Annotated in this window: 17 protein-coding genes; 7 read left to right on the top strand and 10 right to left on the bottom strand. The window is 54.1% G+C overall.

Annotation, left to right across the window (positions count from 1 at the left end):
- Positions 1 to 130: 130 nt before the first annotated feature.
- The 3 genes from EVJ22_RS09125 to ypfJ all read right to left on the bottom strand — a co-directional run bounded on the left by EVJ22_RS09125 (position 131) and on the right by ypfJ (position 2,334).
- Positions 131 to 520, bottom strand: coding sequence for a GNAT family N-acetyltransferase (locus EVJ22_RS09125; RefSeq protein WP_233589663.1), 390 nt, complete (start codon positions 518 to 520; stop codon positions 131 to 133).
- Positions 517 to 1,365 carry a MurR/RpiR family transcriptional regulator gene (locus EVJ22_RS09120; protein WP_070328251.1) on the bottom strand — a complete coding sequence of 283 codons (849 nt, stop codon included), beginning with the start codon at positions 1,363 to 1,365 and terminating at the stop codon, positions 517 to 519. The genes EVJ22_RS09125 and EVJ22_RS09120 overlap by 4 nt, the downstream gene beginning before the upstream one ends.
- 114 nt (positions 1,366 to 1,479) lie before the next feature.
- A complete protein-coding gene (ypfJ, locus tag EVJ22_RS09115) occupies positions 1,480 to 2,334 on the bottom strand; it encodes a KPN_02809 family neutral zinc metallopeptidase (RefSeq protein WP_131443784.1) in 855 nt (284 codons plus the stop codon).
- A 157-nt stretch (positions 2,335 to 2,491) separates the two neighbouring features.
- Between ypfJ and EVJ22_RS09110 the strand changes: the two genes are divergently transcribed.
- Both EVJ22_RS09110 and EVJ22_RS09105 read left to right on the top strand, forming a co-directional pair.
- Positions 2,492 to 3,271: a VLRF1 family aeRF1-type release factor gene (locus tag EVJ22_RS09110; RefSeq protein WP_071398420.1), complete on the top strand. Its 780-nt coding sequence runs from the start codon at positions 2,492 to 2,494 to the stop codon at positions 3,269 to 3,271.
- Between the two features lie 66 nt (positions 3,272 to 3,337).
- A complete protein-coding gene (locus tag EVJ22_RS09105; protein ID WP_071398421.1) occupies positions 3,338 to 3,526 on the top strand; it encodes a 2-hydroxymuconate tautomerase in 189 nt (62 codons plus the stop codon).
- 42 nt (positions 3,527 to 3,568) lie between these two features.
- Here the strand turns inward: EVJ22_RS09105 and EVJ22_RS09100 are convergent, their stop codons facing one another.
- The gene (locus EVJ22_RS09100; RefSeq protein WP_131443783.1) at positions 3,569 to 5,155 is read right to left on the bottom strand and encodes a Na/Pi cotransporter family protein; all 1,587 of its coding nucleotides are present in this window, start codon (positions 5,153 to 5,155) and stop codon (positions 3,569 to 3,571) included.
- A 24-nt stretch (positions 5,156 to 5,179) separates the two neighbouring features.
- Complete coding sequence (locus EVJ22_RS09095) at positions 5,180 to 6,475, bottom strand: HD domain-containing protein (RefSeq protein WP_131443782.1); 1,296 nt, start codon at positions 6,473 to 6,475, stop codon at positions 5,180 to 5,182.
- A gap of 105 nt (positions 6,476 to 6,580) precedes the next feature.
- On the opposite strand from EVJ22_RS09095, the gene EVJ22_RS09090 reads away from it, so the two are divergent.
- Positions 6,581 to 7,423, top strand: a complete 843-nt coding sequence (locus EVJ22_RS09090; RefSeq protein ID WP_071398423.1) for a lipoate--protein ligase family protein — start codon at positions 6,581 to 6,583, stop codon at positions 7,421 to 7,423.
- Between the two features lie 7 nt (positions 7,424 to 7,430).
- On the top strand, positions 7,431 to 8,276 hold the full coding sequence (locus tag EVJ22_RS09085; protein WP_071398424.1) for a DegV family protein: 846 nt from the start codon (positions 7,431 to 7,433) through the stop codon (positions 8,274 to 8,276).
- Between the two features lie 45 nt (positions 8,277 to 8,321).
- Here EVJ22_RS09085 and EVJ22_RS09080 read toward each other — a convergent pair whose 3' ends face one another.
- Entirely contained in the window at positions 8,322 to 10,271 is a 1,950-nt protein-coding gene (locus EVJ22_RS09080; protein WP_131443781.1) for a glycoside hydrolase family 3 protein, read from the bottom strand.
- A gap of 304 nt (positions 10,272 to 10,575) precedes the next feature.
- Between EVJ22_RS09080 and lipA the strand changes: the two genes are divergently transcribed.
- A complete protein-coding gene (gene lipA, locus EVJ22_RS09075) occupies positions 10,576 to 11,493 on the top strand; it encodes a lipoyl synthase (RefSeq protein ID WP_084812988.1) in 918 nt (305 codons plus the stop codon).
- Positions 11,494 to 11,510: 17 nt separating this feature from the next.
- On the top strand, positions 11,511 to 12,341 hold the full coding sequence (locus EVJ22_RS09070) for a lipoate--protein ligase family protein (protein WP_071398427.1): 831 nt from the start codon (positions 11,511 to 11,513) through the stop codon (positions 12,339 to 12,341).
- A gap of 50 nt (positions 12,342 to 12,391) precedes the next feature.
- Here EVJ22_RS09070 and desA read toward each other — a convergent pair whose 3' ends face one another.
- A complete protein-coding gene (gene desA / locus EVJ22_RS09065; protein ID WP_071398428.1) occupies positions 12,392 to 13,408 on the bottom strand; it encodes a Delta(5) desaturase DesA in 1,017 nt (338 codons plus the stop codon).
- Between the two features lie 297 nt (positions 13,409 to 13,705).
- On the opposite strand from desA, the gene EVJ22_RS09060 reads away from it, so the two are divergent.
- On the top strand, positions 13,706 to 14,161 hold the full coding sequence (locus EVJ22_RS09060; protein WP_071398429.1) for a VanZ family protein: 456 nt from the start codon (positions 13,706 to 13,708) through the stop codon (positions 14,159 to 14,161).
- Positions 14,162 to 14,210: 49 nt separating this feature from the next.
- Here EVJ22_RS09060 and amyS read toward each other — a convergent pair whose 3' ends face one another.
- The 3 genes from amyS to EVJ22_RS09045 all read right to left on the bottom strand — a co-directional run bounded on the left by amyS (position 14,211) and on the right by EVJ22_RS09045 (position 16,783).
- Positions 14,211 to 15,755, bottom strand: a complete 1,545-nt coding sequence (gene amyS, locus EVJ22_RS09055; protein WP_131443780.1) for an alpha-amylase — start codon at positions 15,753 to 15,755, stop codon at positions 14,211 to 14,213.
- A gap of 171 nt (positions 15,756 to 15,926) precedes the next feature.
- On the bottom strand, positions 15,927 to 16,454 hold the full coding sequence (locus EVJ22_RS09050; protein WP_071398431.1) for a DUF2812 domain-containing protein: 528 nt from the start codon (positions 16,452 to 16,454) through the stop codon (positions 15,927 to 15,929).
- A complete protein-coding gene (locus EVJ22_RS09045) occupies positions 16,451 to 16,783 on the bottom strand; it encodes a PadR family transcriptional regulator (protein WP_071398432.1) in 333 nt (110 codons plus the stop codon). The genes EVJ22_RS09050 and EVJ22_RS09045 overlap by 4 nt, the downstream gene beginning before the upstream one ends.
- Between the last annotated feature and the right edge of the window lie 47 nt (positions 16,784 to 16,830).

Below are 16,830 nucleotides of genomic sequence, written 5' to 3'. Positions count from 1 at the left end.
TCATAAACCCTCGACTCGAGTGCCAATAAAAAAACTCGGCCATTTGAGGACCGAGTTCGCTTCATTCGATGTCTTTTTTCAACACGTGGACGTGGACACCATCCCCCGTGACCGAGTCTGTCTCATACACCTAGCCTTGCCGCTCCCAAAAACGACGGGCCCGCACGTTCGTCGGGAGCACACCGAGCCGGAACGTCGTCTGAAACGGACGCATGTGGTCCCGCTCGAGTTGATCGTATACCGTCTGGGCGCGACCGGTGCCGTGAAGTTGTTCGTCGACGAGAAGCAGACCGAGCCAGAGTGAACCATCAACCGGATGACGCCTCAACAAATCCGCCATCGCCACGATCGCCACGTCGTCCTCCACGACGAGGCTGACCGTACCTGTCTCCTCGAAGTCAGCCAAATTCTCATCGCGGAACACTTCGAGCGTCTGAGCGTTCAATGCGGCGAACGCTTGTTGTCTCATGAGGAAAGCTGCCACTCGTTCACGGTCTGACGCTTCATATCGGCGAATCACCGGCGCAGCTTCACCATCTCGTCGCGCGCCTCGGCGTAACGATCGATCAGCCCTTCGCCTTTTCGGTGCAACAGACCCATGTAGAGCGTGTCGATAATCGTCAATTGTGTCATCCGTGAGGCGATGCTCGCAATCCGGTAATCTCGTTCGACGGTCGGTGTGCACAGACGGACGTCCGCCTCGCGGTAAAGCGGCGACTTGTCGAGGTCAGTGATGGCGACGACGGTGACGCCTTTTTTCTTAGCGAACCGGACGAGCTCGAGCACGTCTTTCGTCCGGCCCGACGTGCTGATCGCGACGAAGACGTCGGTCGGCCCAAGATGCGGGATGAGCGACAGCATGTAGTGAAAGTCTTGCGATGTCAGAGCGGCGTAGCCGAGTTTCGTGAACTTGTACTGCGCGTCATAGGCGGCCGTCGATGAGCCACCGACTCCGTAGAAGATGACCCGGTTCGCGCGAGCGAACGTATCGATCGCGTGTTCGAGTTCACGTTTGTCCATCGCCTCGGCACAAGCCTCGATGGCCATCTTGTTCACATGGATGACTTTTTGGAACGAGTCGTACGGCGTGTCCTTCTGTTGGAGGACATTAAAGTCGGTCAGCATCGTCTCTGTGATCGCCAAGTCTTTGACGAGGGCGAGCTTGAACGATTTGAAGCTGTCGATCCCAACGACACGCGCGAAGCGGACGATGCTCGCTTCTGACACGTCGGTCTTTTGGGCGAGTTCTTTCGTCGTCATATTCGGGACGAGCGTCGAATGGGTCAAGATGTAGTCCGCGATTTTCTTTTCGACGGACGTCATCTCGCCTTGGGCGAGCTCGATTTTTTTCAGTAAGGATTCCATCAGGTCATCCCCTTCCTGCTACTAGTTGCTGTATTTAATGATAGCGGATTCTTTCCTCACATTCCAACTTGGACACGAAAAAGGCCGAGCTCGCGCTCAACCTGCAGGTGAGGCTTATAAGTTTTTCGTATTGAACGTGTCGCCGCCTTGGATTGTTCCATTTTGAAACCCTTTATCAAACCATCGTTTCCGTTGTTCCGACGTCCCGTGCGTGAACGAGTCCGGCGTGACGTAGCCGCGTGCTTGTTTTTGTAGCGTATCGTCACCGATTTGGTGCGCCGCGTTCATCGCTTCTTCGACATCACCCGCCTCTAAATAGCCCATGCCTTGGGCGTGATGCGCCCATACACCGGCATAGTAGTCGGCTTGAAGTTCGAACCGTACCAAGTACGTGTTGAACTCGGTCTCGCTCATCTCGTTGCGCAGCGGCATGATTTCGTCGGTCGTGCCGAGCAACGTCTGCACGTGGTGTCCGACCTCATGGGCGACGACGTACGCCATCGCGAAATCACCTGGCGCGTTGAAGCGCTGACCGAGTTCATCATAGAAACTCAAATCGATATACAGTTTCTGATCACCCGGGCAATAAAACGGTCCGACCGCCGAGCCAGCGATCCCACACGCCGACTCGACTTGTCCTGAGTAGAGGACGAGCGCCGGTTCCCGATACGTCAACCCGTTCTCGGCAAAGATGTCGGTCCACACTTCTTCGGTGTCACGCAGGACGACCGAGACAAAGTCCGCCATCTCTTCTTCCCGCGCCGAGCCTTGATACGTCTCGGAAGACTGCGGCTCACCGATTCCGATATTGTTGACGATATCGGCCGGGTTACCCCCGTTCAAAAGCGTGAAGACGATGACTAAAATGAGGCCAAGGCCACCCCCGATTCCTGCAATCCCTTTTCCCCCAACACTTCGGCCCCGCCGGTCTTCGACATTCCGACTCGCCTGTCTGCCTTTCCATTTCATACGATTGTTCCTCCTACTGCTAGTCTGTCTTGTTACTTACCCGGATTCATCTCGTTTCGCACCTGCTTTTTTCACATTTTCCCATCGTGTTCGGTGTTTGAGTCCTAACCAAGTAGGAAACAGGTTAAGAGAACGTTTACTTTAGGGAGGAATTAAGATGGGATTAGCAAGCGACTTGAAACAATTGCGTCAGATTGAATGCAAGGACAAGTGTGTGCTATCGGTCTACCTTAATACAGGACCTAACCAACAAGGCGACTGGTCAATCCACTTGAAGAACGGTTTGAAGCGAATCGGTGAATATTTAGAGGCGTCCGGTGACGAGACGCAACTGAAGAACTTCAAAAAAGTACGCAAACAAGTCGATCAAGAGCTCGGCAAACACCGAAACGACTTGGCGCGCAGCCTAATCATTTTTGCTTCAGAAGAAAACGATTTATTTGAAACATACTACCTTCAACACGATGTCGAGACGTCGTTCCACTGGGAAACGAAGCCAGTACTTGAACCACTCGAGGCGTTACAACAAAAATTTCCGTCCACCGGTATTATTTTGACGAACCTCGACCACGTGACGGTACTCGACACCTCACTCGGGCACATCGATGCATCGTTCGAATTCGCGTTCGACCCTGAGACCGAGGAGTGGGTTCGGTTCGAAGGGACGGCTTCGGGTGACCGTATGGCGTCGAGCAGCTCGCAAGTCGATAAATTCGATCGTCGACTTGCCGAAAATCTCGGTCGCTTCTACCGCGACCTCGCCCAAACCGTCGAACAGATGAAAGGTGCACACGACTGGGAATCGCTTGTCGTCATCGGAGAAGCCGAGCTTTCCAACTCGTTCCGTGACGAGTTACGGACGAAACCAGAGCGCGTCGTGCACAAAAACTTATCGAAATCGAGTGCGCCTCACATCATCGAAGCTGCATTCCATTGATTTTTCACTTTCCTCTCGACTAGTGATTCTCTAAAATAGAAGAGAACTAGAAAAGGAGGAAATAATATGCCATACGTTACCGTAAAAATGCTCCCAGGCCGTACTGTTGATCAGAAACGTGCCTTGATCGAGAAAGTGACAGACGCCGTCTCAGAGACGACGAACGCACCGAAAGAGAACATCACCGTCTTCATCGAAGAGATGGACGCGACGAACTACGGTCAAGCCGGTGTCATGCACGCCGACAAAAAGTAACGCCAGTCACCCGCGCATCCAGTTGGACGCGCGGGTGTTTTTTCAGTCTTCTAAGTTCACTTCGAACCGCTCGCTCGGGACGGTCGGCTTGATCAAGTGCCGGGTCGCCCGCCAGACGTGATAACCAAGTCGGTCAAGCCAAAGGAGCGCTTGAACTTTGCGAATCGTCTGCTCCATTTCAAGCTGGTTCGCCGCCGTCTCCTCTAACATCTCGGCCCGATGCGCTTTCCGGTACTCGGCGAGCTGCTTCGACGCCGTCTTCCATTGTTTCGAATCCTCCGGCGGCGTGTGATGGTTGAGGGCATCGACAAGCTCGAGCTCGTGCAAGACGAGCTGACGTGCGACTAAAAAGTCGGTGTCGCGGAGGGCGTCGACGGGATCGACTTCGCGCAGGACGAACAGCCAGCGCTCCAAATGGTCGATCGTATGGAGCAGTGACAAGTGTTGTCCGTAGTCGTTGCGGCCCTGTCCTTCTTCCAATTGAATCGTGCTCAAAAACACCCGGACGTCACCGAGCGTCTTCTCGACGAGCTGCAACTCGTCCTCCCGCTTGCGCGCTTCCGTCAATAACAGTTTCGTCTCGTTTCCGAGATAGCGCTCGATCTCAATCAACGAACGTCTTGCCGCCTCGAGTGCGACCGTCGGAATCCGCGACATGTTCGGGTCGAGGAAACGGATCAGCTTTTCAGACCGACTCGGCACCCATTTGAGCAACCGCCGGCTGAACGCTTCGTGAAACGGCAGAAACGTCAACACGCCAAGCAAGTGAAACGACGTATGGAACAATGCGAGCCGCAATAGCTCATTCCAATTCAACCAGTCGGCCACGCGATTGACGACACCAAACAAAAGCGGGAACGTCAGCCAGCCAATCAACAAAATCGAACTATGAACGAGTACGTGTCCGAGCACGATGCGCCGCGCTGATTTCCATCCTCCGAGCGAGCCGAGCGCGACGACAAGACTCGTCCCGGCACTCTGCCCGAGTACGAGGAATGCAGCCTGCGCGAGCGTCACCGTGTCGGTCGCGAGCGCCGTCATCGTCAAGACGAGACCGATACTCGACGATTGCAAGACGACGGTCATGAACAGGCCCGTGCCGAGCAAGGCTAATTGATGAAGCGGTGTGTCGGTGTCCCAGCCCGAAAACGAGAACGTGACGACTTCCCGCATCGCTTCTTGAAGTGTGCCGATGCCGACAAAAACAAGTCCGAGACCGACGAGCAACATCCCAATCCGCTTGACCCGTCGTCCGATCAAGCGGAGCGCCATCCCGACGCCGATGAGCGGCAGTAAGAGCTCCCGAATGTCGACGTTGTAGCCGAGGAGCGCTACGATCCATCCCGTCGTCGCACTACCGGCGTTCGCCCCGATGACGAGCGTGAGCGCCTGCGTGAACGTCAACAACCCTGCGCTGACGAAACTGATCGTCATGAGCGTCGTCACGGTCGAGGACTGAAACAACGCCGTCATCGTCGCACCGAGAAATGCCCCTGCCACCGGTCCTTCCGCCATGCGGTTCAATCGCTCTCGCAGTCTTTCCCCAGCCAAGCTTTTCAACGTATCGGTCAACAGCATCATCCCTAACAAAAAGATGCCGATTCCGCCGATGAGCGTCCCGACCCCCATGGTGTCACATCCTTTTCAAGCGATTCAATCGCCGCGTAACGTTGACAACATCCATGATTTTTCTGAAGCGTGGTCTTTCAAGTTCAACAGCACGTCCTCAGGGTAATAAATTTTCTCGTCCGACTGTCGCGAATTCAAAATCGATTGGACGAGCATCGACACCTCTGAAATCTCGCGACGGTCGCCGTCGTTCATCTGCAGGTAAATCCCTTCGTACGTGCCGTGCCCTTTATATAGATCATATGGCAGCTGGCTGAGCTGGTCCTCGAGCAAATAATAGCGCGTCGGCAACCCGATCGCTTCCATCGTCGACCGTAACCGGTCCATATAGCGGACACGGTTCGCTTCTGGGAAGTTTTTATACTTTAACAGGCGACGATTGACGAAACGGCTCGCCAGATCAGCCAAAATCGGGTCTGCCTCGTCCATCCATTCTTGGAAATAGAAGTAGACGATCGTCTCGTCAAGCTTCAAATAGTGTTCGAGCGTCATCTCGTCATGGTTGAAGATCGGCAAGAAATGCTTCGGTGTCATCTCAAACACATAGCCCGATTCATGCAGTTCTTGGGCCCGCTCGAGCACGGCTTTTAATAGCAAGTCACTCGAACGCGTCGCCGGATGCAGATAGACTTGCCAATACATTTGATAGCGCCGCATGATATAGTCTTCAATCGTATGCATCCCCGATTGTTTGACGACGATTTGATCTTCGTCCGGCCGCAACACGCGCAACATCCGCTCGAGGTCGAACTTTCCGTAACTGACGCCGGCGAAATGGGCATCGCGAAGTAAATAGTCCATCCGGTCGACGTCGAGCTGTGAGCTGAGCATGTTGACGATGAGCCGGTTCGGGTGCGTCTTGTTGATGATGGCCGCGACTTCTTCCGGGAACCCGACACCCATCTCGGAGAGCACTTTATTCACTTCCGTATTCCCTAAGATGATCCGTTCGGTCCAGACTTCATGGCGGACCGAGAAGACGTGCTCGAACGCGTGCGAGAACGGGCCGTGCCCGACGTCATGCAACAGTGCCGCCGCGAGCAACAGCTCCCGGTCGCGATCGTCCCATTCCGGATAGTCGCGGAACTGGTCGATCAACTGCCGGGCAATCTCATAGACGCCGAGCGAGTGGTGGAATCGGGTGTGTTCAGCCCCGTGGAATGTCAAAAACGACGTCCCGAGCTGCTTGATCCGACGTAACCGTTGAAACTCTTTCGTGTTGATCAACTCCCAAATGAGATGATCGTAGACGTATATATAGCGATGGACCGGGTCTTTAAACACTTTTGACCCAGATAGCTGACCTCTTGATGTGTACATGTTTCTGCCCCCTGCGTTTTATATTGTACTGATTCGACTTCTTCCGAGTCGTTCCCTCCATGCTATAATGAGGAAGATATTATTTTTTGAAAAGGAATTATGTATATGATCCATCCACTTTTACGACAACCGACCTACCGCCTGATCGACCAATCATCGCTCGGTGCGGCGTTTCAAGCCGAGCAATCGTTCGCGACGGACGATACGCTGTGCGCGTCGACGAAACACCAAGGCGCCGTCTTGCGGGCCTGGGTCCATCTGAACACAGTCGTGCTCGGGATTCAAGACGCGCGGCTGCCTCATCTGCGCGATGGCATCCGATTGCTGCACGAACACGGCTATCGCCCCGTCGTCCGTAACTCGGGAGGACTTGCGGTCGTCCTCGACGAAGATGTATTGAACCTATCTCTTATTCTACCCGAGAATGACGGCATTCAAATCGATAGCGGCTATGAGGCGATGACGTCGCTCATTCAAAATATGTTCAAAGACGTGACGGACAAAATCGTGCCTGGCGAGATCGTCGGTTCGTACTGCCCGGGTAGCTTCGATCTATCGATTGACGGTAAAAAGTTCGCCGGCATCTCGCAGCGACGTGTCCGTGGCGGTGTCGCCGTCCAAATTTATTTGAGCGTCCGCAAAAGCGGCAGCGCTCGTGCCGCCCTCATCCGTGACTTTTACGACCGTGCCATCCAAGGCGAAGCGACACGATTCACGTACCCGGCGATCATCCCGGAGACGATGGCGTCGCTCGAAGACTTGCTTCACATCCCGCTCACCGTCGAGGATGTGCTCCGCCGTGCCTATGACGTGCTCGGGGAGACGAGCCGACTCGTCCCGGCAACACTCGACACAGACGAACAAGCGACGCTCATCGTTCAGCTTGATCGCATGTGGCAACGAAACGAACCGATCCGTGACATTGAACACCAACTACTAGAGGAGTGATCCAACCATGTTCAAAATCATAACCGATACCGGTGCTGATTTGACGCAAGACCAGATCGTCGAATACGGCCTCGAGATGTTACCGCTCGGGGTCATCATCGACAACGAAGAGTTTTTAGACGGAGAGACGATTCAGCCGAAAGAAGTATATGACGCGATGCGTGTCGGCAAGACGCCGAAGACGTTCCAAATCGAGGCGGCCCGGATTGAACACTGTTTCCGCCAACATCTCGAGTCTGAGATCCCGTTCCTTTACCTCGCCTTCTCGGGCGAACTGTCCGGTACATATCAAACGGCCGTCATGGTCGGGAACTTGCTTAAAGAAGAATACCCGAACAGCACGTTCCATATTCTTGACACGCGGACCGCGTCGGTCGGACAAGGATTGTTCGTCCGAACGGTCGCCGAATACGGCCAAGACCACTCGTACGAGGAGACGATCGCCTACGCCGAGTCGCTTGTCGGGAAGATCCGCCACTTGTTCACCGTCGAATCGCTCGAGTACTTGATGCGCGGTGGCCGCGTCTCGAGAGCGAGCGCGTTCATCGGGGACTTGTTGACGATTTTACCGCTGCTCACTGTCCGAGATGGTAAGCTCGTCCCGATCGAGAAGATTCGCGGCCATAAAAAAATGATGCGGCGCATCGTCGAGTGGATGACCGAGTCGAAACCGCTCATCGAAGGACATCACATCTTTATCGGTCACGGGGACGACCCGGCCAAAGCCGATCAACTGGAAGCACTACTGCTTGAACAGATGAATCCGGCCAGCGTGACGAAGACAATCGTCGGTTCAGCGATTGGCGCGCACACAGGTCCTGGACTCCTTGTCGTCAGTTACTTCGAGGCGTAAACCAAAACTAAAAGCAGCGAGCACCCTCAAGGGCGCTCGCTGTTCTCATTTATTCCAGTTCTTGAAGCCGTCACCGAATTCGAGGTGGAGTTCGTCACCGAACATACCGTTCTCAAACGTCGGGACGTCGACCGGGAGCTTGCCTCCTGGTTTGACTTCACCGAAAATGGCGCGAATGCCAGCCGGAAGGTTTGGTCCAGCCGATTTGGCGTTACCTGCTTCAGAGTCCGGTCCGTTCGGGTCACCTTTGAAGCCATAGATGAGCAGCTGGGCCGGCGCATCCGGTTGGACAGCCACATCGTACGGGTTACGAAGGCTGAGCAACACCGATTTCTTGCCCGTCTCGTTGGCATAGCGGAACACTTCTGCCGGTACGTAATTGTCCGCTGACGTCGCTTTCAGCTTGGCGCTGTTGTTCACGTTCGAGCCGACGATGATATAGTCGGCCGCATCGAGCTTCTCTTTAAGGGCCGGATTTTGATCCAAGTGTTTCGTTGACGCCGTATAGTTCGCCGTGATGACGTTCACTTGTTTCATGTTGCCCGCGTTCTTTTTAAGCGATTTGATCGTCTTGACCATGCTGTCGGTCTGGTCTTTCGCTGGCGAGATGACGAGCACCGTGTCACCTTTTTTCGGTTTGAACGGGAGCGTCTTGTCGTCGTTCTTCACGAGCGTGACGGCTGCTTCGGCGATTTCACGCTCTTTCGCCTTATGCTCGGCACTGCCGACGACCGTGTTCGCTTCCGCAAGTTTCGCCTCGAGGGTCGTCGTATCCACTGACTCGCTCCAAATCCCGCGTTCCGCTTTCAGTTTCAAGATCCGTTCGACCGCTTCATCGATCTTCGCTTCTGGCAAACGACCGCTCTCGACAGCCGCCATGACGTCTTCAAAGATCGTCTCAAGTTTCACGACGTCTGCGTTCGACCGTAAAATCGTCGGCATGAGGGCGATATCGACGCCCGCTTCAAACGTCTTGATGACCGCCTCGGCTTCGGTGAAGTTGTCCGCGATCGCCTGCATGTTCAAAGCGTCTGTGATGACGATGCCGTCATAGCCCATCTCGTCACGCAAGACGCCGGTGATGACGTCGTCAGAGAGCGTCGCCGGGAGCGGGAACGTGCCGCGCGGAGAGTTGACGACCTCGTCCTCGATTTGTGGCATCCCGATGTGGGCCGTCATGATCATATCGATGCCTTCCGTGATGGCCCGCTTGAACGGCAACAGCTCGAGGCCGCGCAAGTCTTCGAGTGACTTATCGACGATCGGTAAGCCGTAGTGCGAGTCGACCGCCGTGTCGCCGTGCCCCGGGAAATGTTTCGCCGTCGCGGCAACGCCTTGGTCTTGAATCCCTTGCGTCATCGCTGAGCCGAGTTCGCCGACGAGCTCAGGGTCACTCGAGAACGAGCGCACCCCGATGACCGGGTTGGCCGGATTGTTGTTGACGTCTAAGACCGGACCGAAGTTGACGTTCACCCCGAGCGCGTTCAGCTCTGACCCGATGATGTTCCCCGCATCATACGCATATTGGCTGCTCCGCGTCGCCCCGAGCGCCATGTTCCCCGGTAAGTTCGTGCCGGTCCCGAGCCGGGTCACGATCCCGCCTTCTTGGTCGATTGTGATGAAGAGCGGGACGTCGTTGCTGTCGTCTTGCTTGACGACTTCTTGCAGGTCGTGAACGAGTTTCGTCGTCTGTTCGGTCTCGGTCACGTTTTCCGCGAACAAGATGACACCTCCGAGGTCGAACCGGTCGATGACCCGCGCCACATCTGGCGCGAGTGCCGTATGGTTCGCCCCGTTCCAAAGTCGGAAGTCTGGCATGATCATCTGTCCGAGTTTCTGTTCGAGCGTCATCGCCTCGAGTTGCGCGTTCACCCGTGCTTCAATCGATTGTGCCGGCGTCTCCTCTGCCACGACGGCGTTTGCCATCGGGACGGACGAGACGAGTAACGCTGTCGTCAATCCGAGTGTTGCTGTCCAGTTCAGTACTTTGTTCATGTTTTCACTCCTTTTTGAAAGTTCCCCCGACCACAAACAAAAAGGCATGGAGGAATAAGCGTTGCCTCACCAACGCTCGTTCACCCCATGCCTGATCGAATCAGTTACATATGGTCATTATTCAGGTGGTCAACGTCAGTATAGCAATTCAAAAAATGGGAAACAATGACTTTAATGAAAGCGTAACCATTTTGAAACATATGACCTGTCTTGCAACACGTTCCACCTGTATTGGCAAAGCCAATAATTTGAGTGGTTCGATTCGCACCTGTTTTTTGGTAAACTCATTTCGATAGGGGTTGACATGATAAAGGGGGAATCCGAAATGGCAAGAGGGGAACTGAAACGAAAGCCGGAATGGCTGAAGATCAAGTTGAATACGAATGAGACGTATACCGGCCTTAAAAAGATGATGCGAGAGAAGAATTTGAACACGGTGTGCGAGGAAGCGAAATGTCCGAACATCCATGAATGTTGGGCTGTCCGCCGCACGGCGACGTTCATGATCCTCGGGAGCATCTGTACACGGGCGTGCCGCTTCTGCGCGGTCACGACCGGTAAACCGAACGAACTCGACTGGGAAGAGCCGAAGCGCGTCGCCGAGTCGGTTCGGCTCATGAACTTGAAACACGTCGTCATCACCGCCGTCGCCCGCGACGACTTGAACGATTATGGGGCGACCGTGTTCGCCGAGACGGTCCGTGCCGTGCGCGCGTTGAACCCGGAAACATCGATTGAAGTATTGCCGTCCGACATGATGGGCGACTTCTCGGCGCTTCAGACGTTGATCGACGCGGGGCCGGACATTATGAACCATAACTTGGAGACGGTGCGCCGCTTGACGCCGCGCGTCCGGGCCAAAGCGACGTACGACCGCACGCTCGAATTTTTAAAACGTTCCAAAGAACTGAATCCGGACATCCCGACGAAGTCGTCGATCATGCTCGGCCTTGGCGAGACACGAGAAGAAGTCATCCAAGCGATGGATGATCTACGCGCCCATGACGTCGATATATTGACGCTCGGTCAATATTTACAGCCGACAAAAAAACACCTCGACGTCGAACGCTACTATCACCCGGACGAGTTTGCCGAGTTGAAAGAGATCGCGTTGTCAAAAGGCTTCTCACATTGCGAGGCCGGACCGCTCGTCCGCTCGTCGTATCACGCCGACGAACAAGTCCATAAGGCACGTCGCCATACGATGTTGCCAATCGATTGAGAGAAAGAAGAGACACGATGACTGATACAACATGGCACATTTTAACGACACAATCACTCGCCCCGGCTGAAAACATGGCAATCGATGAAGCGGTCTCAGGCTGGGTCGCCCGCGGCGAACTGAAACCGACACTCCGCTTCTATTCATGGGCCCCGCACGCGATCAGTGTCGGGCGCTTCCAACGGGCGACACGTGACCTGGACCGTGAGGCGCTCGCAGCGAACGGCATCCCCGTCGTCCGCCGCTTGACCGGGGGCCGGGCCGTCTTACACGCCGACGAATTGACGTATAGCGTCATCTTGCCCGAAACGACGCCGACACTCCCGACGAACGTCATCGAGAGCTATCGCCTGTTGACCGAAGGCGTCCGGCGCGGCTACCGAGCGCTCGGTGTCCCGGCCGAATTCTCGGTACCGTTGACCGAAGAAGACCGCGAAGTATTGCGGAAACCGAAGTCGGCCGTCTGTTTCGACGCCGCTTCTTACTACGAACTCGCCGTCGACGGCCGTAAAGTGGCTGGTAGTGCTCAAGTCCGGCACCAAGGGGCGGTCTTGCAGCACGGGTCGATCCCGCTATCGATCGACGACGACGTCCTGTTCGATTGCTTTAAGATGGAGGCGGACGAGAAAGCACAAGCGAAAGCACGGTTCAGCAGCAAAGCGGTCGCCTTGAACGAGACGCTCGGCCGCTTCGTGACGTTCGACGAAGTCGCTGCGGCGTTTGAGGACGGGTTCCGCGACGCGTTTCAACTGACGTTCGAGCCGCTCGTGTTCACGTCAGAACAGCAAGATGAGATTGCTCGCTTAGTTGAAAAGTATGAGAGTGACGACTGGGTCTGGAAACGCTGAGATGCATGAACCGAAAAATGTCCTGCTGAAACGATTCAGCAGGACATTTTTTATAAAGTTGTCTTCGGGTCGCGCAACAGATGCTTAATGTCGCGGAACGTGACGAACGTCATATTTTTCGCATCGTACAATTTGTAACGAAGCGATTTTAAACTAGAGAACAATCCGATCGTCGTCGCTTTTTGCAACGGCGGCGTCGCCGTATGCGCTTTTTCGAGGTTATAGTTCGGCACGCGCGGGCTCAAGTGGTGGACGTGGTGGAAGCCGATATTGCCTGTCACCCACTGCAACACTTTCGGCAACTCGTAATATGAACTGCCTTCGATCGCCGCTTTGACGTAATCCCATTCGCTCTCATCTTCGAAATACGAGTCTTCGAACGTATGTTGGACGTAAAACAGCCAAATCCCAAGGACACCGGCCGTGAACATCGTCGTCCCTTGAACGATCAAGAACGCCTGCCAGCCGACCAAATAAATCATCAGACTATACAGCACAACGAGCGAGAGGTTGATGACATACGTGTTCGTCCGCTCTTTTTTACGGGCGTCCTTGCGGTTGAACCGGCTCGTGACGAGAATCAAGAACAGCGGTCCGAGACCGAACATGACGAGCGGGTTGCGATAGAGACGATACTGCAGACGCGTCCATTTCGAGGCCTCGACATATTCCTCAATCGTCATGACCCAAATGTCACCGACACCGCGCTTATCGAGGTTACCGCTCGACGCGTGATGGATCGAATGCTCCCGTTTCCACTTCTCGTACGGGAACAGCGTCAACACACCCATGATCGTGCCGACGACGGCGTTCGCTTTCTTGTTTTTGAAGAACGAACCGTGCGTGCAATCGTGGAAGATGATAAACATGCGGACGACGAACCCGGCCGCGATGACGGCGAGCGGAATCGTCAGCCATACCGACACTTGAAGTGCTTGGTACGCGAGGAACCAGGCGACGAGGAACGGCAGGATCGTGTTGATCATCTGCCGGACACTGACTTTGACGTCTGCCTTTTCAAAAGGCGAGACGTGTTTACGTAGCTGGGCGATCTTTTCTTTACTCATATGTGAGCCTCCTTGAATTCGACAGCGTTCACGACGCGTCTAAAGTGATGATATGAAATGAAACCGACAACCGACGTTCGTGAAGGTGAATTCATAGTATCCGTATGGTCATCTTCCCCACCTAAACTAATACCAGGTAATTATACCATGTATTATCTTAAAAGAGTGTTAGATTTTAGAAACAGATTGATTGAACGTGCAAATCATTGAGTGAGCACGACCGGAATAACCGATTTACTTGTATTGTATAATGTACGTTGCACAAAAGATGAATTCAGAAAGAGTTGATTTTAAGACATGAAAAAAATGATCAAACTGAGCTTCATCCTGTATCTGATTGGACTATTCGTCCTGATGTTCAGCGGGGGGCGCGGCCAACTTTTTACTAACTTATCGTTAGTCGAATACATTCAGGCCTCCTCGAATCTTGTCCCGTTTGAAACGATTCGCCTTTATATCCAATCGATCAAGGACGGAAGCTTGAATGTGGACATCCCAATCAAAAATTTAGGTGGTAACGTATTGCTATTCTTACCGATGGGAATCTATGTGCCGCTGTTTATAAAATCGGTGAATCGAATCGGTAAGTTCGTCGGATTCATGACGGTGCTATTATTCACCCTTGAAGTCATCCAGCTCGTCACTCGACGCGGCAGTTTTGACATCGATGATTTCATGTTGAATCTGATTGGTGCCTTGATCGGATACGGGATGTGGAATACGAAGCTCGTGCAACGTCTGCTACAAACGTGAAATAGAGGGACATCATCCGATATGGATGGTGTCCCTCTGTTCGAAGTCATTATTGTTGGGTGTAAATCGACACCGAACCCCCGTTGACGAAGAACTGACCCCAGCCGTCGCTATTGATCGTGACGAGACGATTGTTGTTGTTCGTCATATCTTTCCACACTTCACCGGCGTTCTGCTTGCCGACGTACATCCATTTCGATCCGCCCGGTCCGTCAGACAAAATCGTCGCGAGACCTGACTTGGCCCGGTCACTCACGCCTTCACGTGTCCAACCGATGACGTCTTGATGATCGAGATAGTCGTGCTGTGTCCCGTAGGCGAAGTCTTTACGTGCTTTCATGATCGGTTGGAGCGAGGCCGACATGTTCGGGATCTCCCGGTTCGTCGTCCCTTTCGTCCCGTAGTAGTCTCCGTAGAAGAGCGTCGGATAGCCTTGGCTGCGCGTCATGATCGTCGCATAGGCGAGCGGTTTGAACCAGTTGGCGACCGTCGACTCGAGCGACTGCCCTGGTTGTGAGTCATGGTTGTCGACGATTGTCACGGCGAGCGTCGGATGCTGCTCGGTGACAGTGCCTTTCAAAATGTTGCGCATGTCATAGAAGCCGCCGCCGTTGCCGGCCGCTTGGAAGTTATAGTGGAGCGGTACATCGAAGACAGAGTGCGTGTAACCGGTCTTCGCGAGATAGTCGTTGATGGCGCCGAGGTCGTTCTTCCAATATTCGGCGACCGTGAACATCTCTTTGCCGGTCGTCTGCCGGACGCTCGTCACCCATTCACGCAAATACGCGTGACTGATATGCTTGACCGCGTCCAAGCGGAACCCGTCGAGTCCGAGTGAGTCGGCGTACCACTTGCCCCAGTTCTTCATCTCTTGGCGGACTTCCGGGTGCTCGAAGTCGACGTCGGCATACATGAGATAGTCGTAGTTGCCGTTTTCGTTCGAGACGTCCGTGTCCCACGCCTTGCCCGTACTCTTGAACTTGTAGATTCGGCTCAAGCTGCGTGACTGATCCCAGTCGGTCCCGTCAAAGTGATACCAGCGCCACTTGAACGGCGAGTATGTATTGTTGCGGCCCGCGAAGTTGAAGCCGGTCCAGGCCGAGATGCCGTATTCCCCTGACGTCTCTTGGTTCCGGTTCGACGGGTTCACCTCGATCGCTTGGACAGACTCGGTATAGTCGGCACCACCCTTATGGTTCATGACGACATCGCCGTAGACACCGATACCTTTACCACGCAAGTTCGAGATCGCCGATTGGAGCTGCGCTTTCGTACCGTACTTCGTCCGGACGGTCCCTTTTTGGTTGAACTCACCGAGGTCATACAAGTCATACGCCCCATAACCGACATCGTTTTGCGACGTCCCTTTATACGCCGGCGGGATCCATACCGTCGTCACTCCGATGTCCTTCAGGTTCTGGGAGTCGTTCGATAATCGATTCCAATGTAAGCCGTCGTTAGGAACGTACCATTCAAAATACTGCATCATCGTACCGTTTTGAGGCGTCGCTGCTTGTGCGACCGGTTGCCCGGCTAGCAGTGCAACAGCCGTGACGCCAGCGATGACCGCAAACCCTTGTCGTCTCTTCATCATGCGTTTTCCTCCTATCAAATTAGATGCAAGCGCTTTCATAAAATATCATGCCCGATTCCACTTTAGTTGAACAGAGGATTTCCGAAAAACAGTTCTATGCACCTAACTATTTTTTGTTCGAATAGTTCAGTTGACCAAAACAAAAACGGATGGCTTGTGCCATCCGCCTAGTCATCCTTTACGATCGAGCCGTTTCCGCTTCACGAGATAGCCTAAATACGGGAGACCTGTGAAGACAAGTCCGATCGTGACGAGCAACTGGACCATGATCAATCCCGTCTCGACGAGTCCCGACCAATCCAGTTCAAGCAACATAAACAGGCCAATCCATAAGATGAGCAGTACCAACGCGACTTTCCCCATCTGCCCTTCGACTTGAGCGTATTTCTCGTGTGTCGTCTCACGATCCGAGTAAATCGGTCGCGCGTCCGGACTCCCTTTGAACACGTGAATCTCGTCCCCGCTCGACGTGACGTGTTCCCAGCCGCTCGCGCGGAACAGCTCGAAATAATCCTCGTCCGGTCGTTTACGATAATCGAGACTATACTGGACGTCCGCCGGTTCCCTTTCGACGAGCGTATAGCCGAGCGGTGCAAACTTCTCTAAATGCCAGCCCTGCGCGGCCATCCGTCCCAACTTCTCCATCTCGCGTTCTTCAGCGAACGCGAGGCCCCAACTCGCCATATATTTTCGGTTCATCTGTGGCCCTCCCCTTCCATAATGAAACGTGCGTCGTCGACCATCGCTTGGCGCCGTTTCACGTCTTCGTGTAACAACGCGCGCCCGATGTCTGTGATGATGTAACTCTTCTTCTTCCCGTCCCCGTCGAGCGGCTCGATCAGCGACGCGTTCACGAGTTTTTTGATGATCGTGTACATCGACGCCGGACCGATCTGCACCCGCCCGTTCGTCAACTCTTCGACGAACTGCATGATCAAATACCCATGTCTTGGCTCGGTCAGCGCGAGCAAGATGTAAAATGTGCTGTCGGTCAACTCCCCGAGCCCAATCGTATCGTTCCGTGGCATCGTCTCGCCTCCTCTATCATTCATTGATATACTTCTTACTCCTAATA

This window comes from Exiguobacterium sp. SH0S7 (genome assembly GCF_004337195.1).
GTDB classification, from domain to species: Bacteria; Bacillota; Bacilli; order Exiguobacteriales; family Exiguobacteriaceae; genus Exiguobacterium; species Exiguobacterium aurantiacum_A.
The sequence above is the reverse complement of the archived record's forward strand: the minus strand, read 5'-3'. Positions and strand labels throughout refer to the sequence as shown.